This is a genomic window from Parasphingomonas puruogangriensis (assembly GCF_036663635.1).
GTDB lineage: Bacteria > Pseudomonadota > Alphaproteobacteria > Sphingomonadales > Sphingomonadaceae > Sphingomonas.
On the sequence record NZ_JAXOJI010000001.1, the window covers coordinates 348,790 to 370,622 of the forward strand.

A 21,833-nucleotide genomic window follows, 5' to 3' on the forward strand; every position below is an offset into this window, starting at 1 on the left:
CGGCGGGTCATGACACAAACATCGCTTCAATGATCGCCTGCATCAGCACTCCCCGCGGCACAGGAACGCTGACCGACGTGTAGCCATGGTTCGCCGCCCGCCGCGTTCCATAGAGCCCAATCCACTGTCGACCATGCTGGCGCCAAGCACGCTGGAGCGAGGGCACCGGCAACAACACGCACGTCGCCGCCGGCGCATACGCATACGCAATGAAGTCACAAGCGAGCGGCTTCTGCACCCACCCCGGTATCTGCCGCTTTTCGTCCGACCAGCGCTCGAGCAGAACATCAGGCCAATCCTGCGTGCGGATCTTCTCGTCCACGGTGAAGGTGCGGCCGCAGGCCAGGGTGAGCAGACGGTCAATACCGGCCCGCTGGGCCCAGCCGTCCTGCTCGATCGCGACAGCCGACATCAGCGTCGGGAAGGCTTGCCGATAGATCGGGATCCACCAGTCCGCGCCGTATTGCGCAGACACGTCGTGACTGTCCTGAAACCGGTGAACACGGGACCAGCCCGCCGACCGCGACCTGCGAACGACGGGCTGGTGCTGCTTGGGCTGGGGCGATGCCGCCGGCCGTAGGGCGGGACTAGTCGTAAGCTTCCTCCTGTTCGCAGTCGTAACTGTCTTCCCAGTCCTCGCGCAGATCTTCGAGGTCGGAATCACCGTCGATCTCATCCATACGGTCGATCATTCGGGCGGTGAGCCGGCCAAGTGCTGCTCGGGGCAGAGTGGGGATGAGCGCTAGCAGCGCATTGGCCGAAGCAATGTCGTCCGGACGCAGCCACCGCCGTTGTGTTCGACGACGCCAAATCCCAGGTCGGCCGACGCGCCGCCTGCTGACGGTCGAAGGATGCACCATCACCCGATGCCCTTCGCTTGGGTGGCCATGCTTATCTTATAGTGAATTGCAGTCGACTGAGTAATGAGCGCGATAGCGTCATCATAGGCCAGCTTGTCGCGTGCTGCCTTGAAGTCGATCGTCCAGCGCACGAGCATTCGGTGGTTATGGCACCGCTTCAACTGCCGGCGTAGCCGATTGAGCGGCGTGTCAGGGAAATCGATGACCTGTGCCATCGTCACGCCTCCCCGTTCTGGCGCTGCTCGATCGCCACCCGGATAGCCTCGACACGTTCGGGCTTCCCCATGAGCTGGGCCATGACGGGGGTCAGGTCGTCGGCCGAGCAGTCCTGCACGACCAGCCAGAGCTTGCGGCCGGATGCGAGCGCATAGCCACCGCCGATCGCGACCAGCGCATGTAGCCAGGCCGCGGGGTCGAATGCCGGGGCGCTCATGCTGCCGTCTCCGCCATGCCGCGCAAGCTGCGGATCAGGGAGAACATGACGTAATCCTCCCAATCCATTTCTTGCGCTTCCGCGATGACCGCCAGCCCGTCGAAGTCGGCCAGCTGGATCATCCGGCAAAGCTCGTCGTTCGGCTGATGTGTATACCACCACGCGACCCAAGCCTGCGCCAGTGCGCCCGCCGAAGTCGCCGCGACAGCTTTCGTCACGGCGAGGTCGAGCGCATCGTGCGTGGCGACAACGTCGGGCGAATGCTCCTGCGCGTTGAAATAAGACCCGTTGGCGAGAATGCCGGCGAGGGCGGCCTGCTTGCCTTGCCAGTCCGCGAGAAGGACAGCGTCGTGAGAGATTGCTTTGGTGGACATCGCTCAGGCTCCTTTCACGATGGCGGCGTCGTCGATCGCATCGACTTCGATCTGAATCCGGCGCAGGTTATCTTCGAGCATGTGGAGCAGCATCAAAGCGTGGCCGTGCTGTAGCTTGGCGTAATTGTCTGCCGGCAGCGTGTTGAGCATGTCGCTCGCGCTGATGGCGAAGAGCGTTGCCAGCGTGTTCGATACGCCGTCTTGCAGCAGATCGGCGGCGCGGTGGGGGGTCGTGTCGGCCATGGCTCAAGCCTCCCCGACGATGCGGGCGACGTCAGCGATGACGAGCGGCAGCAGTTCCTCGCCGTCCATGCCGTCGTCGCTGTCTATCCAGGCGAGTTTCGCCTGCAGGTCTGCCGCGGTGGTTGCGTGAAACTGGGCGATCTTCTTGCCGGCAGCCAAAACTGGGGCATATGCCGCGTTCTCGACTTCCGTGCTGACCCTATCCCGCGGCTCGTCACCAAGGGCTGCGATCTTGGCGTTTCGCTCGTCGTCGGCGGCGATGAAGCGCCCGCAAGCCGCTACGGCCTCATCCCAATGCTTCCCGCGGATGCAATCGACCTTAGCGAACCGGCTTTCTGTAGCGACGTAGCCATCGGCGATGGCGCGGTGGTCACGATGCTTGGAATGTAGGACGAGAACCCGTCCTCCTTGGTCAACGGTCCGTTCCACGATGTGCGGAATAGCCGCAACCTTCGCGCGGTGCGCCATGGTCGCGGCAGTGTGAGCGTCGACGGCCGGATTGAACACTTCGGCATACCAGCGGTCGAGTGTAGCGTTAGCCTGACGGTGAGCTTCGATAAGCGCGGCCAACCCGGGGCTGATTGCCTTGGCAGCAGCGGCGGCAGGAATGGCAATGCCTGCCAACACAGCCGGGCCGGCAAGCGCGGCGCCCATGACGGCACGGCGGCTCGGGGATTGGCGCGTCATGCTGCCAGCTCCTCGAATACGGCAAGCTCAGCCCATTCGGCCGCCGTCAGCGCGCGATCGGTCAGCAACAGCTCCATCAGCCGCGCGTCGGGTTCCTGCACCACGGCGGTGACAAGCTCGACCGGCCGCAGCGGGTCGGCGTCGTCGCGCTGATCGGCGGGAGCCACGCCCGTCTGGATCCAACCGGCTGCCTTACGACGGGCCATCGCCTGGTCCCGGTAATGGCCGGGCATGCCGCAGCCGCTGGTCGACTTGCCCGAGCCGTAGCAGCGCAATTCCCAGGGCATGCCGCGCGACGCGAAGCCGCTGTTGAATTCGACGGTGGCGGTGCGCCCCCTGGCTTCGACGCGGGGTCGAAATGCGACTGGAGCGGTGGTATCAAGATACATAGTCGTGGCCCTCACAACAGGGTTGGCGATGAGAGCCGGGGTTAGGGTGCAACCTTTCCTCGGCTCGTTAACCTTGCGGTCTAACGAATATCGTTATGCTTGATGATTTGTAGCATGTCAATGAATATCGTTAGCTTGCACGCAAATGGGTAACGTGGCAGTGTTAAGCATGATGACGCCAGCCACATGCAGGGCGGCCCGAGGGCTTGCTAATCTCAGTCAGGAACAAGCCGCTGCCGCCGCCGGTGTCAGCACGTCGACCCTGCGCAATTTCGAAGCTGGACGCTCAGTGCCGATCGGCAATAATCTGGATGCGCTGCAGCGAGCATTTGAAGCCGCCGGTGTCGAGTTCATCGGGGAGGGCGCCGCGTCGCAGGACGGCGGGGCAGGGGTGAGGCTTCGCGGCTAGCGGCGCCAACTGATTATCTCCCTCTTTCATTGGACGACCATTGCTGACCCCCACATCCAACGATCACCTCGGCCGGTGATGCTGCTTGCCCTTGCTGTTGCGGTGAGCTCGCCCTTCTCGTGCCAAGTCATCCGGGTGCACGACGGTGACGGACCTTTATGGTGCAAGAACGGCATCAAGGTGCGCGTCGCTGGCGTGCAGGCGCCTGATTTCGAGAATGCCGAGCCCTGCCGCCGCGGCAAGCCAGCCTATGTCTGTTCCGATGTCCGGGCGGTGCGCAGCCAGCGCATCGTGGAGAAGCTGACGCTCAACCGGTCCATGACGTGTCAGCCAGTGGCGAAGTCATATCAGCGCGTCGTCGCCCGCTGCACGCTCGCCGATGGTCGCAGCCTGTCCTGCGCGGTGATCGCCGCTGGTGCTGCGGTGCGCTGGGATAGCTATTGGCGGCGGTATCGCATGGGCGACTGCCACTAAACATACAGCGGCCACTCTAATTCAGATCGATGGACTCCGCAGCTCGTCCCTGCTCATATTGCGCGGGGGGATATTATAATGGCGCAAAGAGCTGGCAATACAGCGGGCTATTTCGTTGGCGTAATAGGGCTGTGGGCGGCGATTGGTATGTGCAGTGAAAAGAAGTCGGTGCTTCCGACCGACGGCTCGACACCAGTGGCGGTCGCCTCGCCCGAAACGCCTACTCTTTGGATTGGCAGCAAGACCGCAAACTGCAGATCGGACGGCCGCAAGACGGCTTCGATCGTCACCCGCGTGAGCGCACGAACAGCTATAAACGCCGTCGAAAATCGGAATGGATGGACCAAGATAACCGACGGAAGCCAGGATTGCTGGGTTTCAACGAACCTCACGAGTGACCGGGTTCCACAATCTCGCGCCAATGGCCTGGCTTCAGCTAGTGCCGTAGCTGCGACCACGGGTGCGGCAGCTTACGGCAGTCATGCCCGCCGAGCGGAAAAGCGTCGGACTTACGCTTCTGGGCGATCGCGTTCGAGCCGGTCACGGCGGAAGTCATATAATCGGGGGGGCGGCGGGTATTCGGGGATGGGATGCCCATGTTCGGGGCGCCAAGTCTGCATTGGCCCGCGCGGCGGACGCTTCTGCATCACCAGCGGCGGGAACAAGCGCTACGGGGTATAGGGGCGGCGCCATGCCGCCCCGGACCATCACGCCGGCTTCGCACCCGGAGTGCTGCACTTGGCGAATTTCCCATTGAGCCGGCATTTTGTAGCCTTCGGCTTAGCTTCGGGGCATTTGGTGAAACGGCCCTTTGCATCCTTGCACGGGGCGGCCATTGCGGGCGCCGTTGCAATCGAAAGGGTCGCGGCGGCGAGCAGCAATTTCAGCATGCACATTCTCCTGGCCGATGAGTCGGCTGCTCCCACGTTACTCTTGCGGCCGAACCCGACAAGCTGCCGGGAGCGGAAACTGGCCCTGAACAAATCTTTGATCGACGGCACGATTCAGTTTCCTGACGGTTAGAACGAGGGAAAAGCAGAAAGCCCATCATGTCCGAAGACCGCATCGTATCTATCGGATTACTGAGCGAACGTGATCTGGAACGGCTCGGGCGCGGATTTACGAGGCACTTCCCCGTCCCGATCGACGATGCGTTCGCCGACCTGCTCGCCAAACTTCACGAAATCGAAGCCCCGCAGTATCCTGAAAGCGCGACACGAGCGCGAAACCGCACCTCATGACCGATCGAGGCAACAAGCGTCCGAGCCTCGCCGCCAAGGTGATCTTCGCGCTGATCGTCGTATTGGGGATCGGGGTGCTGTGGCTAGGCATCCAGGGTATGCGAAAAGAGACGCGTTCTCCACCGCGAGGAAGCCAAGCCCTGCCTGGGGTGGCCGCCGAGCGACAGTTTGCACCCGGCGAGCCCCAGCAATGACCAACGAGTTGCAGCGCGCCAGGTGATCCCGTGACGGTCCAGAGGATACCACGCGTTGCCGCCGATCACGCACCAGCGGGGACCACGATCGTGCGCGTCGAGCGCATGTCGCGCGCGTTCACCAAATATCATCTCGACGACGGTCGCGCGCTGCACAGGTTCCGCATCGGCGAGCCAGATGCTGATCCGCACGATCATCCTTGGGGCTTCGAAACCGAGATCCTCGCCGGCGGGTATGTCGAAGAGGTTTTCCACCCTGCATCAGACGGTAGCTGGCGCAGCAAGCTCATTCATCGCAACCCTGGCACCGTGCATCGGGTGACGGCCGATCATATCCATCGGATTGTCGAGCTGCCGGAGCGGGAATGCTGGACCGTGGTTCGCGCAGGGCCCAACCAGCGTGAGACACGGTTCTGGCGGTTCGGCGATGAGGTCCTTTCGCGCGCATGGCATGAGCGGCGATGGAGGCAGCACAGATAGCGGCGGGCTTATCCCGCTTGTCGGCAACGGCTTGAGCAACCACCTGCCTGCCATGGATGCTGATCGCGAACGTTGGGCGGAGGCGCTGATGGTAGAGCGGCAGCATGGCACGCGCGCGCCCGCGTTCATCGCTGAGCGTATCGCTGCCCTAGCGTTGGCCGGCGACATGCTGGGCGTCGCGCGGTGGCAAGTGATCGCCGAACGCTATGATCAACTCACCCTCGGGCCGAAGCAATGACACCGGCGCTCCACTTCATCAGCTTCCACGGGGACGAATACCACAGTGCCGTCCGGATCTTCGGTAAGCCCGACTTCATCCATCGCCATTGGGATGCGCGGGCCAAGAACGAGATAGTCCCAGGCGACGTCGCCGTGTTCGCTTACGGCACCGAACGTGATCCGATCGCAACCTATTCGGTCGACGACTCTGCCACCCTATAGATCACGTCGTCGACCATCGAGCCCACGCGTAGGAACGTGCACCAAGTCGGGGCCACGCCGCCCTCGATGCCCCCCATGAGGAAATCGAGGGGATACTCCTGGTGTGGGTTGAGCCGCATGGTGAGGCCCTGGGCGGACTGGTCGATCACGAGGCAGTCGCCATCAAGCGAATAGGTGCCCATTTCGACGCCGAGATTGAACGCGTGCCTATCGCGTAGCGTCCAGCGTTGGTCCGGCGATCGATCGTGGTCCTGCTCCTCGATCAATAGCCACCAGTCGCCCTCGAACGCTGCTAGATCGTGTGCCAAGGTGTGCTCCCAGGTGATTCGACATTCTAAACAATAAGAGGGGAGAAGCCGAGAGCGTCCGTTGCTGCAGATTTGGCTGCAGAGGGCTCCGCCAATCGCCACACTGCCTGGCGGTCGAAACGAAGGTTTTGGTAGAGAATGCCGCCGCCATGCCGTGTGTCGGCGATAAGGGAGCCGAGATCCGTAGGCGTCAACTCGGCGTTCGTGAACGAAATTGGTCCGATCGGTGCCCGTCGCGAGCCTTCAGCGGGGATGCCGGTAGCTGGCACCCGACCGTTCGCGCATTCCCTTTTGAGAATCTTTATTGCCTCATCGGTGCAGTAGCAGTCGATCGGTTTGGCGCCACATCCACAGAACCGCTGTGAAATAGCGCTCAGCACGTTCACCCAAGCGCGCGGCCCTGCGTGCGGACCCTTGGCGACATAGCGGTCGTATGTAACCCTCTGCTCCGCGACAGCCGTTTCGTTAGCCGATGCCACCCAGAGAACGGCTTCGTGCAACGTCAAAGTTTCATCGGCGGCGCTTTCGGCAGTATCTTCGAACCCTAGACCGCTGATAAGCTCTTGCCACTCGGACGGTAGAGAACTGCCGCTAAGTTCGCGGCGGCGTGCGAGGATCGCGTCCCTTAAGCCAGGCCAATCCTCGTTTCTGATCCACAAGGGGATGTTTCGGATTGCCGCTCTTGTTGGGCCGTCGACGCCGTAGGACTCGTTCAGTGGCATGTATCGGCCTGTCTGCATCGTGGTCGAGTTCCACGCGTTCGAGCCGAAAAAAAGTCGAGGGTCTAGTCTCTGATGACCACGTCCCGGAAGGTCGGCGTAAATTGGCGCGGAACCATTATTTATCGCTTCCGCCAGCAGGCGCTTTGCTTCGTATGCAAGATACGAACGCGCGACATATTCATCCTTATCGTGCCATTGCGTAGTTTCCGGCGCAATTTGAGTGATACTTTGATGCCAAGGGGTCGCGCGATCCCAAGGCGACAAAGGCGTCAAACTGATCAGATTGATAAGCTCCAGCGTCCGGTTCGACAGCCACTCCTCCTCGGTGAGTGGCACAGGAATGTGTGGCGTCGTCGCCTTGCCGCGTTCGTCGTGCATGCCGCCCTCCATAGGCGTCCACAATATTAAAGGGGCGGCAGGCTGGGTGGAAGCCAGCCGTTCGGGAGCTACCCTAGCCGCCCACCCAGTTCACGATCGCGTTGCGATCGGAACGACGTTTGACGCAGGTTCTGCGCCGGTAACGAGATGATCGAGCCAGTCCGCCCAGGCCTGTAACGCCCGGGTCTTCTCGCTCTGGTATTCGTAGAGGTTGTAGATGCCCCGGATACCCGCGGCTTCGCCGCCCTGATGGTGGTTGATGACGCGCTCGGTGACCTCGATGCTGATACCCAAGCGCTGCATCCTCGTTGTGCCGGTCCGGCGCAGGTCGTGCAGCCGCCAAGGATCGATTTCTGCCTCGTAGGAGCGATCGCCGGCGGCTTCGGATCGCTCATCAACCAGCTTCTGGAGCTCGGTGAGCATCAAGCCGTCCAAGCGCTTCTTCAGCTTGGAAAAGCCCGAGATCGGTGTCTTGCCGGTCGTCGTGAACATCAACCCGCGGTGCTTCCAGCCGAGCCCGTCCAACTCCTTCGTAGCCAGATCGGACAGCGGCACCAAATGGGGCAGGCCATTCTTCGTCCGGGCCGCGGGCAGGCGCCATAATCCCTCATTGTGCGAGCACTCTTTCCACCAGGCAGCGGCAACCTCGTTCCGACGCTGCAGCGTGATGAGCAGGAGCCGGATGAACGCTCCGAACGGATTGGCGAGCTGGAATGTGGCGCGCCACAGGGCTAATATCTCATCCTCGCCGAGGATCCGCGTCCGCGACTTGGCGCCGGCCGGCGCGTCCATAGAGATCATAACGTTGGCGGCGATGTCTCCGCGCTTCGTTGCCCAGTTCAGCATCTTGCTGAGCGCGGCCCAAACGTTGCGGGCGAGGGCAGGGCGCCCCTTTAGTTTGTCGAACACCGTGTTGATCTCGGCCTTGCCGATGGCGGGGAGCGTGATCCCATTCATATGCGGCATGACGTGCATTTCTAGCTGTCGGTAGGCCTGGGGCCAGCTGTCGCCCCAATCCGTCTTCAAATAGCCGTCCCGAAAAGTGTCGAGGTATGACGCGAAGTCCAACGTCACCGCTTCTCGCTTGCGCTTCCGGTCCGCCTCCACCGGATCAACACCCTGACCGACCAGCTTGGCGAGGCGCTCAGCCTCAAGCCGCGCAGTGGTCGCGGTCCAGGGGCTGCCATGGCTACCTATCGTCCAGCGCTTGGTCTTCGCTTCACGACCACCGACACGATACTGATAAACGTAGCTTCTGCTGCCGGCCGGGGTCAGCTTCAGGCCGAATCCCCTAAGGGCTTCGTCCCAAAAGAACGTGTCGCGCGGGCCCGGTATCAGGCCCTCTACCGACACTTTCGTGATCTTCCCCGTCGCCAATGCGCCCGCCTCACAGCAATCACCTAGCAAGCACGGTAGCGGGAATTGGCGGGAACATCAAGGAAACACCGGGATTGGAACGAAGCAAGAAGCCAACCAATTCAGTGCGATTCGCTAGGCGGCGCCTGATCCGACCCTAAAACTACGAATCTGAGGGTCGGGCGTTCGAATCGCTCTGGGTGCACCATTCTTCTCCGCCGCACGGCGGGCATCAGCCGGATCAGCGATGGTCCGGCTTTTTTGCGCCTATTTCTCAAGCACATGCGTTGGCAGTCTCGACGGTCGACCGGAGCGCCACGCGACGCGTGGGCTGCGTGGAATTGCGGCGCGGGCAGGAGTAAGGTGGCGCATGGACAGATCGATCGCTGCCAGGGCGGACGCGGCCACCGGGAATGGTCGACGCGCATGACCGACCATCACGATATCGCGGCCGCGATCCGCGACAGCGAAGCGCGCTTCCGCAGCATGGCCGATGACGCGCCGGTAATGTTGTGGGTGACCAATGCCGCTGGGCATTGCGTCTATCTCAATCGCCCGTGGTATGACTTTACCGGACAGGCCGACGGCGCCGGTGAGGGATTGGGCTGGCTCGACGAAGTCCATCCGGACGACCGCGTTGCCGCCGAACAGGCATTCGTCAGCGCCAATGCCAACGCCGCCGAATATCGCGTCGATTTCCGGCTGCGTCGCGCCGATGGCGTCTACCGCTGGGTGATGGACCTGGCGGTGCCGCGGGTCCACCGCGATGGTCGCTTCCTTGGTTATGTCGGCTCGGTGATCGACATTCACGAGCGACGCGGGGCGGAGGATGCGCTGCGCACCAGCGAAGCACGGCTACGGGCGATCAACAGCGATCTGGAACGCCAGGTCGCCGAACGCACGCAGGCGCGCAGTCGCACCTGGATGGTCAGCCCGGATCTGCTCGGTGCGCTCAATCCGCTGGGCTTTTTCGAAACCTCCAACCCGGCCTGGGAAAGCGTGCTCGGCTGGAGCGAATCGGAAGTCGCCAGCACGGCGATCTTCGACTTGCTCCACCCCGACGATGTCGAGCGCACGATGGCCGGGTTCGATCTGACGTTATTGGGCCACCCCGTGGTCCGCTTCCCCAACCGCTATCGCTGCAAGGATGGCAGCTATCGCTGGATCTCGTGGGTCGGCGTGCCCGAGGACGGCATGATCTATTGCAGCGGCCGCGACATCACCCATGAAAAGGCGGCCGAGGCGGAGCGCGACCGGTTATGGCTGTTGTCGCAGGACATGCTCGCGCGGGCCAATTATGGCGGTGGCCTGTCGGCGGTCAATCCGGCCTGGACTCGGTTGCTTGGCTGGAGCGAGCAGGAATTGCTCACCAATCGCTATGCCGACATCATCCATCCCGAGGACGCCGCGGTCACCGTGGCGGCGCTCGAGGAGATGAGCCGTACCGGCGAGCCGACACGGTTCGAGAATCGCATCCGCACCAAGGCGGGGATGTGGACGCCGATCGACTGGACCGTGTCGCCCGAAGATGGCGGCGACCATTTCATCGCCATCGGGCGCGATCTGACCGACTATAAGGCGCGCGAGCGGGAACTGGTCCAGGCACAGGAAGCGCTGCGCCAGTCGCAAAAGCTTGAATCGATGGGTCAGCTGACCGGTGGCGTGGCGCATGATTTCAACAATCTGCTGACCCCGATCATCGGTTCGCTCGATATGTTGCTGCGCCGCGGGCTGGGCAATGAGCGCGAACGGCGGCTGATCGACGGGGCGCTGCAATCGGCCGAGCGCGCCAAGACCCTGGTGCAGCGCCTGCTGGCGTTTGCGCGGCGCCAGCCGCTGCAGCCGACCCCGGTTGACCTCCAGGAGCTGATCGACGGCATGACCGGGCTGATTGCCACCACGCTGGGGCCGCAGATCGAGATCCGGACTGCGGTGGCGCACATCCCGCCGGTCAAGGCGGATCCCAACCAGCTCGAAATGGCGATCCTCAACCTCAGCGTGAACGCGCGTGATGCGATGCCCGAGGGCGGGGTGCTGACCATCGCCGCGGTGCGCGATAGCGTGCAGGGCGAGCATCGCGCAGGGCTGCGGCCGGGCCATTATGTCCGCCTGTCCGTGGCGGACACCGGCAGTGGCATGGACGAAGTGACCCGGTTGCGCGCGATCGAACCGTTTTTCTCGACCAAAGGGATCGGCAAGGGCACCGGGCTGGGCTTGTCCATGGCGCATGGGCTGGCCGCGCAACTGGGCGGCGGGCTCGATATCGTCAGCCAGCCGGGGATGGGCACGATCGTCGAATTATGGCTGCCGATCAGCTTTGAGCTGCTCGATAGCGCGGGCGAGACGCCGGTGATGCGCGCGGCGGGGATCGCGCGGGGCACGGCGTTGCTGGTCGATGACGAGGAGCTGGTGCGGATGAGCACCGCCGATATGCTGATCGATCTCGGCTATGACGTGATCGAGGCGGCGTCGGCGGAAGAGGCGCTGCGGCTGATCGAGGCGGGGGCCGCGCCCGACGTGCTGGTCACCGATCACCTGATGCCCGGGATGAGCGGCGAGCAGCTCGCACGGCTGCTGCGCGTGTCGCGCCCCACGCTGCCGGTGCTGATCGTGTCGGGCTATGCCGAGGCCGAGGGCATCGCGCCCGATCTGCCGCGGCTGACCAAGCCGTTCCGCAATGCCGAAATGGCGGCGCGGTTGGCCGCTCTGCATCCGGTCGCCTAGCCTATCGTCTGCCATCGGCCCCGGCCGGGGGCGCGTTTTACCCTATAGCCAGCGCGCCCGCCTGAAGCGCACGTACAGGCTGGTGCACAAGACGAAGATCACCGCGATCACCGCCGGATAGCCGTAGCGCAGCCGCAGTTCGGGCATGTGATCGAAGTTCATCCCGTAAATCCCGGCGATCGCCGTCGGCACGGCGAGGATCGCGGCCCAGGCGGCCAGCTGCCGGGTGATGGCGCCCTGGCGTTGTTGCTCCAGCAGCGCGCTGACCTCGAACACCGAGGTCAGCGCGTCGCGCAAGCCGCCGACCATATTCTCGACCCGCCGGACATGATCGAGCACGTCACGGAAATACGGTCGCGCCTCCTTGTCGATGCACGGCATGTCGAGATTGGCGAGCTTGTTGGCGACTTCGCCCATCGGGCCGATGACGCGCTGGAACCGGATCACCTCACGGCGTTGCGCGAACAAGCGCGCGGTCTCGTCCTGCTCGAGCGACGCGTTCATTGCCTGCTGCTCGGTCTGCAGCACTTCCTCTTCGATCGCCTCGACGATCGGCTGATAGCCGTCGACGATAAAGTCGATGATCGCGTGCAGCACGTAATCCACGCCGAGCCTGAGCAGGCCGGGCGAGGCTTCCAGGTGCACGCGCAGGTCGGTATGCGCGCGCGCCGAGCCGTGGCGGACGCTGATAATGTGATTGCGCCCCACGAAGATCGCGGTCTCGCCATAGGCGATCTTGTCCTCGTCGCGGTGCGCGGTGCGCGCGATGACGAACAATTGGTCGCCATAGACGTCCACCTTGGGCAATTGGTGCGCCTTGAGCGCATCCTCGACCGCCAACGGATGCAGCCCGAACCGGTCCTGCAGCTTCATCAGCTCTTCATCGGAGGGCTCGAGCAGCCCGATCCAGACGAATTCGGACGGATCGTCACCGCACGGCGTGGGTTCGTCGATCGAAATATCGCGGGTCCGCTTGCCATCGCGGTAATGATAGGCGGCAACGACGCTCAAGACGGGACCTCATCTGCGGTTTCCGACTGACTAGGCGCGCGGCGCGCCCGCGTAAACATGCCGCGCCCCATGCTCAGCCCCGCGCTCAGTCGTGATGCTGCCGATCGAGCGAGTCGAGGATGCGCGCGCCGGCCATGAATACCGCGACCGGGCAAGCGGCGAACAGCAGCCAGCCGCCGAAGCCGGGATATTGCTGCACATAATGGACGCCGCGCTCAACCGATCCCAGGCCCAGGCCATAGATGACCAGGAACGCCTCGAACTTCGTCTTGATGACGAACAACCTAGCAAATCTTCCCCACATGCCAGGGAATAAGCAAGCGCCGGGCCAACCGCAGAAACGCGCGATTCGGTCTCATGACCTATGGTTAAGTGTAAATTAACTCGACGATCGCCAGTTCTTCCAGCAGCGCGTCGCGCGCGCGGCCGATCGTGTCGATCAAGGCGGGATCGGCAAGGTCGGTGATTGCGATCGTCTCCGGCCAGTGCGCCTCCACCACCGCCGCAATGCGATCGAGCGTTGCCTCGTCGACCAGGAAGCGCGGGTCGATCGTCGCGGGATCGGCGACCACGCGCAACCGCAGGCAGGCCGGGCCGCCGCCATTGGCCATCGATTGGCGCACATCGACCACTTCCAGATGCCGGATCGGGCCGTTGCCGGCGACCAATTCCTGCAGCCACGACCATACCGCGTCATTCTCGCGCGCTTCGCCGGGCAGGATCAGCGCCATCCCCCCACTGGACAGCGTCACGAGCTGCGCGTTGAACAGATAGGAGGATATCGCATCGGCCAGGCTGACGCGCGCCGCGGGGACGGTGATGATCTCGGCTTCGGGCAGCGCGGCGCGCAGCTCGGCGTAGAAGGTGGCGGGGTCGGCAAAGGCCTGTTCGTGCGCGAACAGCACGCGTTCGTTGGCCACGGCGACGACATCATTGTGGAACGCTCCCGCTGCGATCGCCGCTTCCGACTGCGCGACGAACAGGGTCCGCGCCGTATCGAGATGATGGCGTCGCGCCACCGCGGCGCTGGCCTCGCGGTGCTGACGCGCCGGGAACGGGCCGCCGGACACGCCGTAGACGAACACTTCCACCCCATGCGCGTCATGCGCGGCGCACAGCCGCATATGATTGGCCGCGCCCTCGTCGCCGAACGGGGCGGGGACGGGGCCGTGCACGGCAAAGGCCGGATCGGCAAAAGCGAGGCGCAATTGCGCCAGCGTGCCGGGCCATTCGTGGCTGCGGTGCGGCATGGTCACCAGATTGGCCACGGTCAGGTGGCAGCGCCCGTCGTTGGTGTCGGGGGCGGGAGAGACGGTTGCCGCATTGGCCGCCCACATCGCCGAGGCGGACATCGCCTGCGCCTGCAGATGCGGCGCCGCGGCGGCGTAGCCGGTGGCGAGGCTGTCGAGCCAGTGAAGATCGGGGCGGACATGCGGCAGCAGGATGCCCTGGGTGAGCCCAAGCGCGAGGTTGGCGCGCATCTTGGCGATCCCCTCCAGCGCCGCCGCGCGCGGATGCGAGTTGCGCCCGGCATTACCGGTCGCGGCGAGATTGCCGGGGCTGAGGCCGGCATAATTATGGCTCGGACCGATCAGGCCGTCGAAGTTGATTTCGGTGAGCATCTGGTCGTCCCCCTGTATTGGCAATCCGGCTTCCACCCCTAGCGCCACCCCGGACCAAGGCCGGGTGACGTTAAAAGATGGGCAGGGGCTAAAGTCGTCCTACGTGGATGACTGCGTCGCCAGGCTGAACATCGATTGCCCCGGCACACGCCGCATCGATCGAAATCCCACCCGCCGTGGCGGTCACGCAGCCATAAGCGCAGCGAAATTCTGCCAGGTTCCCCGTCGCGACCAGCGCCTGCACGTCGCCGTCGCCATCCACGGCGACCACCGGGTCGCGCTTGGCTTCGCAAATTGCGCGCACCCGGTCGGTCCTGGCGGTCATGGTCGGCCCGCCATCGAATATGTCGACGTAATTCTCGAACGCGAACCCCTCATTCTCCAGCATGCGCATGGCGGCGCGGCCGCTCGGATGGGGCAGGCCGATCGCGGCGCGGGCGCTGTCGCTCAGCATCGCGGTGTAGATCGGGTGTTTGGGGAACAGGTCGGCGATAAATTGGTGGCCGTGAATGGCATTGAAATGGTCGGCATCCTGGAAGTTCATGCCGAAGAAGCGCCCGGCCAAGCCATCCCAGAAGGGCGATCCGCCGGCTTCGTCGATCACGCCGCGCAGTTCGGCCAGAATGCGATCGGCGAAGCGCGCGCGATGCTGCGCGATGAACAGATAGCGGCTGCGCGCGAGCAGCATGCCCAGGCCACCCGCGCGCTCGCCGGGATGCAGGAACAGCCCGCCAACCTCGCTACAGCCTTCGAGATCGGTGCTCAGCGCGAGCATGTCGGCGCGGAACGTGCGGTTCAATTCCTTGCTGTGCTGCGCGAGATTGCCGAGCCGATAGCTGTAGAAGGGAAAGCGCTGACCGACATGGGTGAACAATTGGCACGTGCCGCGCACATCGCCGGTCTCAACATGCTCCAGCACCAGCACGAACGTCTCGTCGGTCAGCGTGCCGTCATCGACGCGCGCGAACGCCTGGTGGCTGCGCTCGAGCTTGGCCTGCAGCGATTTGCGATCGGCGGGCAGATTGGTGAAACCGCCGCCGGTTAGCTTGGCCATTTCGTACAGCGCTTGAAGGTCGCCATCATGCGCGGCGCGGATACGGAAGGTCATGCCAAATTCACAATCAAAGGCCCTTGGTTACGAGACGTGCGATGGTCAGCGCCGACAGCGCGGCGCGTTCCGGCAGGCTGTCGGGAATAAGGAATTCGGCGGGCGAATGGATCGCGCCGCCGCGCGCGCCCATCGTGTCGATCACCGGCACGCCGCAGGCAGCAATGTTGTTACCGTCGCACACCCCGCCAGTATGCGCCCAGGCAATGGCCAGCCCGAGATCGCCGCCGGCCTGGCGCACCAGCTCGAACAGCTTGGCCGCGCCGACGTCGATCGGTTTGGGTGGGCGATTGAAGCTGCCATGCAGTTCGACGCGCACGTCATGTTCGGCGGCGACCATGGCGATCGCGCTGTCGATATGGGCCTGTGCGCGCGCGATATCGTCCAGCGTCGCGGGGCGAAAATTGACCCGCAGCACGGCCAGATCGGGCACCACATTGTTCGGCCCACCGCCCTCGATCCGCGCGGGATTGACCGCGAGGCGCGGGCCGCGAACCTTGTTGAGCCGGAGCGCGATATCGGCCGCGGCGACGATCGCGTTGCGCCCGTCCTCCGGATTGCGCCCGGCATGGGCACTCTTGCCATGCACGACGATCGAGAAATTGCCCGTGCCCCCACGCGCGCCGGCCAGCGTGCCGTCGGGCAAGGCCGGTTCGTAGGTCAGCGCCGCGCATTTGCCGCGCGCAGCCTCGGCGATCAGTGCGGCGGAAGAAAAGGAGCCGGTTTCCTCGTCCGAATTGATCACCACTTCATAGCCGATGCGTTCCGCCAGCGGCGACGCCTCGATCGCCGTCAACGCGGCGAGCATGATGGCGAGCCCGCTTTTCATGTCGGCGACGCCGGGCCCGTTCAACGTACCGTCGGGCATCCAGGTCAGCGCCTGGAATGGGTGATCGGCCGGATAGACCGTGTCCATATGCCCGGTGAACAGCATTTGCACGGGCGCCTGCGGGCGGACGGCGAGATGCAGGTGCCGGCCATGCTCGATCGCGGAAACGGTGCCGTCCGCAGCGACGCTCTCCGCCGCGGCCGGGGCAACCAGTTGGAGGTCACCGGGCAGGACGGAAAAGGCGTCCGCCAGCTGGCCGGCGACGCGCGCCAGCCCGGCGAGGTTGCGCGTGCCGGAATTGATCGCCGACCATGCCTCGACCTGCGCGAGCATCGGCTCGCTGCGGGCGGTGTCGAGGAGGTCGCGTTCGATGGGGGACAGGGCAGTCATGGCAGGGGTCTAGCCGGTCAGGCGGGTTCGCTCCACCCCCAGCTGCCCCCCGTCATCCCCGCGGAAGCGGGGACCCCCCTCTTTCTTTATCGTTGGCAGGCGCTGGAGGCACGAAGGTAGCGCGATCCCCGCGTTCGCGGGGATGACGTAGCTAAAAACTATACACCAACGCGGCACGGCTGGTCGTGTCCGTGCTCACGCGACCGATCGGCGGCATGCTTTCATATTGTACGCTGTACGATAGTTTCGCGGCCAGCGGCCCGATCAGCTTGGCGTTGAGCGCGGTCGTGCTGGAGACGGTGCTGTTGGCGCTCTGCACATAGGCCGAGGCGTCCTGGCTGAACGACACCGCGTTCGACAGTTTGAGATCGAAATCGAGCGAGCCGCGCGCCGCGAAGCTGCTTTCGATCGTCGCATCGGTGAATTCAGTGTGGCGGAAGGCCGGGCCAAGCTCGACATCGAGCGTCATGCCCTCGCGCTTGATCGCATTATAGCCCGCGCCAACCGAGGTCGAATAGCGATCGTCATAGCCGAGGAACCGATCGCTCTCATATTGGGCCGCGCCGTAGACATAGCCGCGCGGCGAGAGCTTCACGTTGGGCTCATAGGCGGCGAGATAGTGTTCCCGGCTGACCAGCCCGAGACTTTCCTGATAATCCGCCAGCAGGCGCAATTTGTGACGCCAGCGCAGCGTCTCGCGCGACAGGTTGAGCGCGCCGCTGACGCCGATATTCTCGGTATTGCCGGTGGTCAGATAGCCGCCGATCTCGGCATTGCCCTTCCACAATTGGAACGGCTTGGCATCGCGCAACGCGGTCAGCCGCGCGGTCTCGCGATCGTTACGCCAGCTTTGCGCAAGATGGCTGATCGCGTCGGCGCTGTCCGGCGCCGCGTTCCGGGCATATTTTTCGATGATCGCCACTTCGCTCGGATTGCCGCCGGCGATCGCCGCGTCGAGCATCGCGCGTAACGGCTGCGGAATGTCGGCATTGGCCAGCAATAACGGGGTGAGAAGCAACAAAGCACGCATGCCAATGCGATAGCGCGCACGCGCGCCATGGGGAACCGCCCTTGTCGCGCCGGCGGCTCGGCTCGCCGCTAGTTGAGGTGAGGCGCGAAGGCGGCGAGCACCTGCTCGTATAAGGCGCGCTTGAACGGCACGATCAGCCGCGGAAGATCGGCCGGCGCAATCCACCGCCAGGCGCGGAATTCCTCATGCGCCGTGGCGATGTCGATGTCGCTATCGTTGCCGAGGAAACGATACAGGAACCAGCGCTGCGCCTGGCCGCGATATTTGCCTTTCCACACCTTGCCGACGAGTTCGTCGGGCAGATCATAATACAGTTCCTGCGGCGCAACGGCGATCAGTTCTACCTTGTCGGGTGCGATGCCGGTTTCCTCGCCAAGCTCTCGGATTGCCGCGGTCTCGGCATCCTCGCCATCATCGATTCCACCCTGCGGCATCTGCCACGCCTCGAGCGTCGAATCGATCCGCTGCCCGACGAACACTTGGCCGTCGGCGTTGAGCAACATGATGCCGGCGCACGGGCGATAGGGGAGGGTGGAATGGTTCATCTGCTAACCCAAATAATAGTCGTCACCCCGGACCTTTCCGGGGTCCACCGGCCCGCAAGAGCCGCCGCCGCTAATCTATCGGCACCGTGAACGTCGGAACAGCCGATACTTGGCCCAGGCCCCTGTCGGCCACAATACTCCTGCGAAAGCAGGAGCCCGGGTGTACCGAGCGCAGCGCCCGCGACTCTGGACCTTGCTTTTGCAGGGGAACGGCTGGCGATGGGCGGCTCAAGCCGCGGCCTGCGCCATTACCCGCTCGCCTTCGGCTTCCATCACCAGCGCTTTCAGCGCGGCAAACGCGCCCGCGACGTCGCCGGTCGATGATGGAATGGCCTGCCGCAGCGTGATGAAGCCGTGGATATTGCCCTTGGCCTCACGGAACACCACGGGCACGCCGGCCTGCGCCAGCGCCGCCGCATAAGCCCGGCCCTGGTCGCGGATCGGATCGAGGCTCGCGGTCACCACGACCGCGGGGGGCAGGCCCGCGAGATCGCCGGTCAGCGGCGAACTGCGGATATGCGCCGCCTCTGCCGCATAGGCGGCGTTGAACCATTCCATGCTTGCGCGGGTCAGCAAATAGCCTTCTGCGAATTCGCCGTACGAGGGATAGTCGCGGGTCGCGTCGGTGGCAGGATAGAAAGCGAGTTGGGCGATCACCGGCACCTTGGCCGGCGCATCGCGTAGCGCGATGGCGGTAACGATCGCCAGATTACCGCCCGCACTGTCGCCGCACACGATCAGGCTGGTCACCGCGCGGCCGAGCTCCGGCGGGCCGCTCGCGATCCAGCGCGCCGCTGTCTCGCAATCGTCCGGCCCCGCCGGCCACGGCGCTTCCGGCGCCAGGCGGTAATCGATCGAGATCACCGGCAGGTCGAGCGCGCGAGTCATCGCCGCGCAGAAGCTGGCATGCGTGGCGATATCCCCGATCACGAACCCGCCACCGTGAAAGAAGGCCACCGCCGGCCCGGGCTGGCGATTGGCCCGCGTGTCGAACAGCGTCGCCGGGATGTCGCCGGCCGGCCCCGGGATGGTGAGGTCCAGCCGCGTGCCGAGATCGCCGATCGGCGGGTCGGCGATATCCTTCATGGCAAGATATTGCGCGCGCGCGCCGGCCGCATCCAGTTCGTGCATCTTCGGCCCCGGCATGGCGTTGACGAAGCCGAGAAAGGCCTTGGTGTCGGGGCGGACGAACGGTTCGGTCATAGGGCTCTCCTGCCGTCGTCGATGGCGCGACGGTCTGTCAGTGCCTAGGGTAGCAGCATGATTGCGATCGTCCACCACCCGGATTACGTTGCCCCGGCGCCCGCGCGCAGCACCTATCAGTGGAACAAGAACGGCCTGATCCGGGATCTGTTGCTGGAGCAAGGCGCGCGGATCGACTGGCATTTGCCCGATCTCACCCCGATCGCCTGGCTGGAGGCGGTGCACGATCCGGATTATGTGGCCGAAGTGCTTGCCGCGCTGGTGCCGCGCGAGAAGGAGCGGCGCATCGGCTTTCCGGTCACGCCGCAGGTCGCTTTGCGCTCCCGCGTCGTACCTGGTGGCACCTATCTCGCCGCCCTGCTGGCACTGCGGCATGGCTTCGCCGCCAATAGCGCCGGCGGCAGTCACCATGCGCTGGCCGCGACCGGCGCCGGTTTCTGCGTGTTTAACGATCTCGCCATCGCCGCCGTCCAGCTGGCCGCGGAGGGCATTCGCACGCTGATCGTCGATTGCGATGTGCACCAGGGCGATGGCACCGCCGCGCTGACCGCGGGCCATGCGATGATCGCGACCTATTCGATCCATGCCGAGAAGAATTTTCCGGTGCGCAAAGCGCGCTCGACGTTGGATGTGCCGCTGGCCGACGGTACTGGCGACGCGACCTATCTCGCCACCCTGGAGGCAACGTTGACGCCGTTGCTCGAGGCGGTGCGGCCCGATCTGATCCTCTACCAGGCCGGGGTCGATCCGTTCGTCGACGACCGGCTCGGTCGGCTCGGGTTGACTGAGGAGGGCCTCGACCGGCGTGAGCGGCTGATCGCCTCGCTCGCGATCGATCGCGGCGTGCCGCTGGCGAGCACGGTCGGCGGCGGCTATGGCACGGACGCGCTGGACGTCGCGCAACGCCATGTGCGCAGCATGCTGACGCTCGGGACGGCGTTCGAGATGGGCCGCACGGGGAACAACGCCGCTGTCGTTCGTTAGGCCAGTCGATGACCGACCCCACCCTGCTCTGGCTCCGCCGCGATCTTCGCCTGTCCGATCACGCCGCGCTTATCGCCGCCGCCAGCGAAGGACCGGTGATTCCGGTCTACATCCTCGACGACGATACGGCCAAGCATCGCAAGATGGGTGGCGCGTCCCGTTGGTGGCTGCACCACAGCCTGACCGCGCTGGACAAGCAATTGCACGCCAAAGGCGCGCGCCTGATCCTCCGCCGCGGCGTCGCGGCCGACGTGCTGGCCGAGCTGGCCGACCAGACGGGCGCCAAACGCGTCCATTGCCTGCGCCATTACGAGCCGTGGTGGCGCAATGCCGAGCGCGCGGTGGCGCAGACGCTCGAGCTCGTCTGCCATGACGGCAATTACCTCAGCCCGCCGGGCACGATCACCAGCGGCAGCGGGCAGCCGTACAAGATCTATACGCCGTTCTGGCGCGCGTTGAACGAACAGATGCCGCCCGCGCCACCGCAGCCGGCGCCGCACGCTATCGCCGCGCCGGCTCGGTGGCCGGAGAGCGACACGCTGGCCGATTGGAAGCTGCTGCCGACCAAGCCCGATTGGGCGCCGGGCTTCGTCAAAGAATGGACCCCCGGCGAGCACGCCGCGCACGAACGGCTGGCCGACTTCCTGCCCCATGCCGCCGGCTATGATATCGGCCGCAACCTGCCGTCCGACGAATTGACGTCGCGTCTGTCGCCGCATCTGCATTTCGGCGAGATTTCGCCCGCCACGGTGTGGCACGCCGTGCTGGCCGCCAAGGGCGACGCCACCACCTATCTCAAGGAAATCGCCTGGCGCGATTACGCCCAGAACGTGATCCAGCAATATCCCGATTATGGCCGCGAGAATGGCCGGCCCAACCTGGATACGCTGGCGTGGCGCAGCGGTGCGCAAGCAGACGCCGATCTCAAGGCGTGGCAGCAGGGCCGCACCGGCTATCCGATCGTCGATGCCGGCATGCGCCAGCTATGGACCAGCGGCTGGATGCACAATCGCGTGCGGATGATCACTGCCTCGTTCCTTATCAAGCATCTGCTGATCGATTGGCGCCGCGGCGAGGATTGGTTCTGGGACTGCCTGGTCGATGCCGATTACGGCTCCAACACGGTCAATTGGCAATGGACCGCCGGGACGGGGATCGACGCCAACATGTTCAGCCGCATCATGGCACCGCTCACCCAGTCGGCAAAGTTCGATGCCGCGGGCTATATCCGCGCATGGGTGCCGGAGCTGGCCGATCTCAGCGACGAGGCGATCCACGATCCCGACGAGTTCGGCCGCCGCCCGAAAAATTACCCGGCCAAGATCATCGGGCACCGCGAAGGCCGCGAACGCGCACTGGCGGCGATGAAGCGCACCCGGTAAATTCGCTTTTCCCTGG

28 protein-coding genes are annotated in these 21,833 nt (G+C 64.5%); 9 read left to right on the forward strand and 19 right to left on the reverse strand.

Annotation, left to right across the window (positions count from 1 at the left end; all coding sequences use genetic code 11):
- Positions 1-7: 7 nt before the first annotated feature.
- From U1739_RS01740 to U1739_RS01770, 7 genes are all read right to left on the reverse strand, one after another.
- On the reverse strand, positions 8-475 hold the full coding sequence (locus U1739_RS01740; RefSeq protein WP_332703366.1) for a hypothetical protein: 468 nt from the start codon (positions 473-475) through the stop codon (positions 8-10).
- A 384-nt stretch (positions 476-859) separates the two neighbouring features.
- Positions 860-1,075 (reverse strand): hypothetical protein, encoded by a 216-nt coding sequence (locus U1739_RS01745; RefSeq protein WP_332703368.1) that lies wholly within the window; start codon positions 1,073-1,075, stop codon positions 860-862.
- A gap of 2 nt (positions 1,076-1,077) precedes the next feature.
- Positions 1,078-1,293 (reverse strand): hypothetical protein, encoded by a 216-nt coding sequence (locus tag U1739_RS01750; RefSeq protein ID WP_332703370.1) that lies wholly within the window; start codon positions 1,291-1,293, stop codon positions 1,078-1,080.
- On the reverse strand, positions 1,290-1,667 hold the full coding sequence (locus tag U1739_RS01755; RefSeq protein WP_332703372.1) for a hypothetical protein: 378 nt from the start codon (positions 1,665-1,667) through the stop codon (positions 1,290-1,292). The genes U1739_RS01750 and U1739_RS01755 overlap by 4 nt, the downstream gene beginning before the upstream one ends.
- 3 nt (positions 1,668-1,670) lie before the next feature.
- Complete coding sequence (locus tag U1739_RS01760) at positions 1,671-1,910, reverse strand: hypothetical protein (protein ID WP_332703374.1); 240 nt, start codon at positions 1,908-1,910, stop codon at positions 1,671-1,673.
- Between the two features lie 3 nt (positions 1,911-1,913).
- The gene (locus U1739_RS01765; RefSeq protein ID WP_332703376.1) at positions 1,914-2,597 is read right to left on the reverse strand and encodes a hypothetical protein; all 684 of its coding nucleotides are present in this window, start codon (positions 2,595-2,597) and stop codon (positions 1,914-1,916) included.
- The gene (locus tag U1739_RS01770; RefSeq protein WP_332703378.1) at positions 2,594-2,986 is read right to left on the reverse strand and encodes a hypothetical protein; all 393 of its coding nucleotides are present in this window, start codon (positions 2,984-2,986) and stop codon (positions 2,594-2,596) included. Before U1739_RS01770 ends, U1739_RS01765 begins: the two co-directional genes overlap by 4 nt.
- Before the next feature lie 169 nt (positions 2,987-3,155).
- On the opposite strand from U1739_RS01770, the gene U1739_RS01775 reads away from it, so the two are divergent.
- Both U1739_RS01775 and U1739_RS01780 read left to right on the forward strand, forming a co-directional pair.
- Entirely contained in the window at positions 3,156-3,395 is a 240-nt protein-coding gene (locus U1739_RS01775; RefSeq protein WP_332703380.1) for a helix-turn-helix domain-containing protein, read from the forward strand.
- A gap of 78 nt (positions 3,396-3,473) precedes the next feature.
- Positions 3,474-3,869: a thermonuclease family protein gene (locus U1739_RS01780; protein WP_332704837.1), complete on the forward strand. Its 396-nt coding sequence runs from the start codon at positions 3,474-3,476 to the stop codon at positions 3,867-3,869.
- Between the two features lie 707 nt (positions 3,870-4,576).
- Here U1739_RS01780 and U1739_RS01785 read toward each other — a convergent pair.
- Positions 4,577-4,759 (reverse strand): hypothetical protein, encoded by a 183-nt coding sequence (locus U1739_RS01785; RefSeq protein ID WP_332703381.1) that lies wholly within the window; start codon positions 4,757-4,759, stop codon positions 4,577-4,579.
- A 159-nt stretch (positions 4,760-4,918) separates the two neighbouring features.
- On the opposite strand from U1739_RS01785, the gene U1739_RS01790 reads away from it, so the two are divergent.
- The 4 genes from U1739_RS01790 to U1739_RS01805 all read left to right on the forward strand — a co-directional run bounded on the left by U1739_RS01790 (position 4,919) and on the right by U1739_RS01805 (position 6,022).
- Complete coding sequence (locus U1739_RS01790) at positions 4,919-5,110, forward strand: hypothetical protein (protein WP_332703382.1); 192 nt, start codon at positions 4,919-4,921, stop codon at positions 5,108-5,110.
- Complete coding sequence (locus U1739_RS01795; RefSeq protein WP_332703384.1) at positions 5,107-5,304, forward strand: hypothetical protein; 198 nt, start codon at positions 5,107-5,109, stop codon at positions 5,302-5,304. Before U1739_RS01790 ends, U1739_RS01795 begins: the two co-directional genes overlap by 4 nt.
- Positions 5,305-5,394: 90 nt before the next feature.
- Positions 5,395-5,784, forward strand: coding sequence for a hypothetical protein (locus U1739_RS01800; RefSeq protein ID WP_332703386.1), 390 nt, complete (start codon positions 5,395-5,397; stop codon positions 5,782-5,784).
- Positions 5,785-5,815: 31 nt separating this feature from the next.
- Positions 5,816-6,022, forward strand: a complete 207-nt coding sequence (locus tag U1739_RS01805) for a DUF6961 family protein (protein WP_332703388.1) — start codon at positions 5,816-5,818, stop codon at positions 6,020-6,022.
- Positions 6,023-6,194: 172 nt separating this feature from the next.
- Here U1739_RS01805 and U1739_RS01810 read toward each other — a convergent pair whose 3' ends face one another.
- From U1739_RS01810 to U1739_RS01820, 3 genes are all read right to left on the reverse strand, one after another.
- The gene (locus tag U1739_RS01810; RefSeq protein ID WP_332703390.1) at positions 6,195-6,533 is read right to left on the reverse strand and encodes a hypothetical protein; all 339 of its coding nucleotides are present in this window, start codon (positions 6,531-6,533) and stop codon (positions 6,195-6,197) included.
- Between the two features lie 26 nt (positions 6,534-6,559).
- Positions 6,560-7,633 (reverse strand): hypothetical protein, encoded by a 1,074-nt coding sequence (locus tag U1739_RS01815; protein WP_332703392.1) that lies wholly within the window; start codon positions 7,631-7,633, stop codon positions 6,560-6,562.
- A 90-nt stretch (positions 7,634-7,723) separates the two neighbouring features.
- Positions 7,724-9,010, reverse strand: coding sequence for a tyrosine-type recombinase/integrase (locus U1739_RS01820; RefSeq protein ID WP_332703394.1), 1,287 nt, complete (start codon positions 9,008-9,010; stop codon positions 7,724-7,726).
- Between the two features lie 405 nt (positions 9,011-9,415).
- Between U1739_RS01820 and U1739_RS01825 the strand changes: the two genes are divergently transcribed.
- Positions 9,416-11,713: a hybrid sensor histidine kinase/response regulator gene (locus U1739_RS01825; protein WP_332703396.1), complete on the forward strand. Its 2,298-nt coding sequence runs from the start codon at positions 9,416-9,418 to the stop codon at positions 11,711-11,713.
- A 42-nt stretch (positions 11,714-11,755) separates the two neighbouring features.
- Here U1739_RS01825 and U1739_RS01830 read toward each other — a convergent pair whose 3' ends face one another.
- From U1739_RS01830 to U1739_RS01865, 8 genes are all read right to left on the reverse strand, one after another.
- On the reverse strand, positions 11,756-12,724 hold the full coding sequence (locus tag U1739_RS01830; RefSeq protein ID WP_332703398.1) for a magnesium and cobalt transport protein CorA: 969 nt from the start codon (positions 12,722-12,724) through the stop codon (positions 11,756-11,758).
- An 85-nt stretch (positions 12,725-12,809) separates the two neighbouring features.
- Positions 12,810-13,028, reverse strand: coding sequence for a hypothetical protein (locus U1739_RS01835; protein WP_332703400.1), 219 nt, complete (start codon positions 13,026-13,028; stop codon positions 12,810-12,812).
- A gap of 64 nt (positions 13,029-13,092) precedes the next feature.
- Positions 13,093-14,346, reverse strand: a complete 1,254-nt coding sequence (locus tag U1739_RS01840; RefSeq protein ID WP_332703402.1) for an N-succinylarginine dihydrolase — start codon at positions 14,344-14,346, stop codon at positions 13,093-13,095.
- A gap of 88 nt (positions 14,347-14,434) precedes the next feature.
- Positions 14,435-15,454 (reverse strand): arginine N-succinyltransferase, encoded by a 1,020-nt coding sequence (locus U1739_RS01845; protein WP_332703404.1) that lies wholly within the window; start codon positions 15,452-15,454, stop codon positions 14,435-14,437.
- A 13-nt stretch (positions 15,455-15,467) separates the two neighbouring features.
- A complete protein-coding gene (locus U1739_RS01850; RefSeq protein WP_332703406.1) occupies positions 15,468-16,673 on the reverse strand; it encodes a hydrolase in 1,206 nt (401 codons plus the stop codon).
- A gap of 151 nt (positions 16,674-16,824) precedes the next feature.
- Positions 16,825-17,703 carry a DUF481 domain-containing protein gene (locus tag U1739_RS01855; protein ID WP_332703408.1) on the reverse strand — a complete coding sequence of 293 codons (879 nt, stop codon included), beginning with the start codon at positions 17,701-17,703 and terminating at the stop codon, positions 16,825-16,827.
- A 68-nt stretch (positions 17,704-17,771) separates the two neighbouring features.
- Positions 17,772-18,248 (reverse strand): RNA pyrophosphohydrolase, encoded by a 477-nt coding sequence (locus tag U1739_RS01860; RefSeq protein WP_332703410.1) that lies wholly within the window; start codon positions 18,246-18,248, stop codon positions 17,772-17,774.
- 228 nt (positions 18,249-18,476) lie between these two features.
- Positions 18,477-19,451 carry an alpha/beta hydrolase gene (locus tag U1739_RS01865; RefSeq protein WP_332703412.1) on the reverse strand — a complete coding sequence of 325 codons (975 nt, stop codon included), beginning with the start codon at positions 19,449-19,451 and terminating at the stop codon, positions 18,477-18,479.
- Between the two features lie 57 nt (positions 19,452-19,508).
- Between U1739_RS01865 and U1739_RS01870 the strand changes: the two genes are divergently transcribed.
- Both U1739_RS01870 and U1739_RS01875 read left to right on the forward strand, forming a co-directional pair.
- Entirely contained in the window at positions 19,509-20,435 is a 927-nt protein-coding gene (locus U1739_RS01870) for a histone deacetylase family protein (RefSeq protein ID WP_332703414.1), read from the forward strand.
- A gap of 8 nt (positions 20,436-20,443) precedes the next feature.
- Positions 20,444-21,817 (forward strand): cryptochrome/photolyase family protein, encoded by a 1,374-nt coding sequence (locus U1739_RS01875; protein ID WP_332703416.1) that lies wholly within the window; start codon positions 20,444-20,446, stop codon positions 21,815-21,817.
- The last annotated feature ends 16 nt before the right edge of the window (positions 21,818-21,833 follow it).

Coding starts and splice junctions, on each gene's coding strand:
- U1739_RS01775 (WP_332703380.1), top strand. CDS start 3,156: ATGATGACGCCAGCCACATGCAGGGCGGCCCGAGGGCTTGCTAATCTC.
- U1739_RS01795 (WP_332703384.1), top strand. CDS start 5,107: ATGACCGATCGAGGCAACAAGCGTCCGAGCCTCGCCGCCAAGGTGATC.
- U1739_RS01870 (WP_332703414.1), top strand. CDS start 19,509: ATGATTGCGATCGTCCACCACCCGGATTACGTTGCCCCGGCGCCCGCG.
- U1739_RS01825 (WP_332703396.1), top strand. CDS start 9,416: ATGACCGACCATCACGATATCGCGGCCGCGATCCGCGACAGCGAAGCG.
- U1739_RS01875 (WP_332703416.1), top strand. CDS start 20,444: ATGACCGACCCCACCCTGCTCTGGCTCCGCCGCGATCTTCGCCTGTCC.
- U1739_RS01850 (WP_332703406.1), bottom strand. CDS start 16,673: ATGACTGCCCTGTCCCCCATCGAACGCGACCTCCTCGACACCGCCCGC.
- U1739_RS01780 (WP_332704837.1), top strand. CDS start 3,474: ATGCTGCTTGCCCTTGCTGTTGCGGTGAGCTCGCCCTTCTCGTGCCAA.
- U1739_RS01785 (WP_332703381.1), bottom strand. CDS start 4,759: ATGCTGAAATTGCTGCTCGCCGCCGCGACCCTTTCGATTGCAACGGCG.
- U1739_RS01835 (WP_332703400.1), bottom strand. CDS start 13,028: ATGTGGGGAAGATTTGCTAGGTTGTTCGTCATCAAGACGAAGTTCGAG.
- U1739_RS01760 (WP_332703374.1), bottom strand. CDS start 1,910: ATGGCCGACACGACCCCCCACCGCGCCGCCGATCTGCTGCAAGACGGC.
- U1739_RS01855 (WP_332703408.1), bottom strand. CDS start 17,703: ATGCGTGCTTTGTTGCTTCTCACCCCGTTATTGCTGGCCAATGCCGAC.
- U1739_RS01860 (WP_332703410.1), bottom strand. CDS start 18,248: ATGAACCATTCCACCCTCCCCTATCGCCCGTGCGCCGGCATCATGTTG.
- U1739_RS01745 (WP_332703368.1), bottom strand. CDS start 1,075: ATGGCACAGGTCATCGATTTCCCTGACACGCCGCTCAATCGGCTACGC.
- U1739_RS01815 (WP_332703392.1), bottom strand. CDS start 7,633: ATGCACGACGAACGCGGCAAGGCGACGACGCCACACATTCCTGTGCCA.
- U1739_RS01770 (WP_332703378.1), bottom strand. CDS start 2,986: ATGTATCTTGATACCACCGCTCCAGTCGCATTTCGACCCCGCGTCGAA.
- U1739_RS01865 (WP_332703412.1), bottom strand. CDS start 19,451: ATGACCGAACCGTTCGTCCGCCCCGACACCAAGGCCTTTCTCGGCTTC.
- U1739_RS01790 (WP_332703382.1), top strand. CDS start 4,919: ATGTCCGAAGACCGCATCGTATCTATCGGATTACTGAGCGAACGTGAT.
- U1739_RS01765 (WP_332703376.1), bottom strand. CDS start 2,597: ATGACGCGCCAATCCCCGAGCCGCCGTGCCGTCATGGGCGCCGCGCTT.
- U1739_RS01840 (WP_332703402.1), bottom strand. CDS start 14,346: ATGCTCACCGAAATCAACTTCGACGGCCTGATCGGTCCGAGCCATAAT.
- U1739_RS01845 (WP_332703404.1), bottom strand. CDS start 15,454: ATGACCTTCCGTATCCGCGCCGCGCATGATGGCGACCTTCAAGCGCTG.
- U1739_RS01750 (WP_332703370.1), bottom strand. CDS start 1,293: ATGAGCGCCCCGGCATTCGACCCCGCGGCCTGGCTACATGCGCTGGTC.
- U1739_RS01755 (WP_332703372.1), bottom strand. CDS start 1,667: ATGTCCACCAAAGCAATCTCTCACGACGCTGTCCTTCTCGCGGACTGG.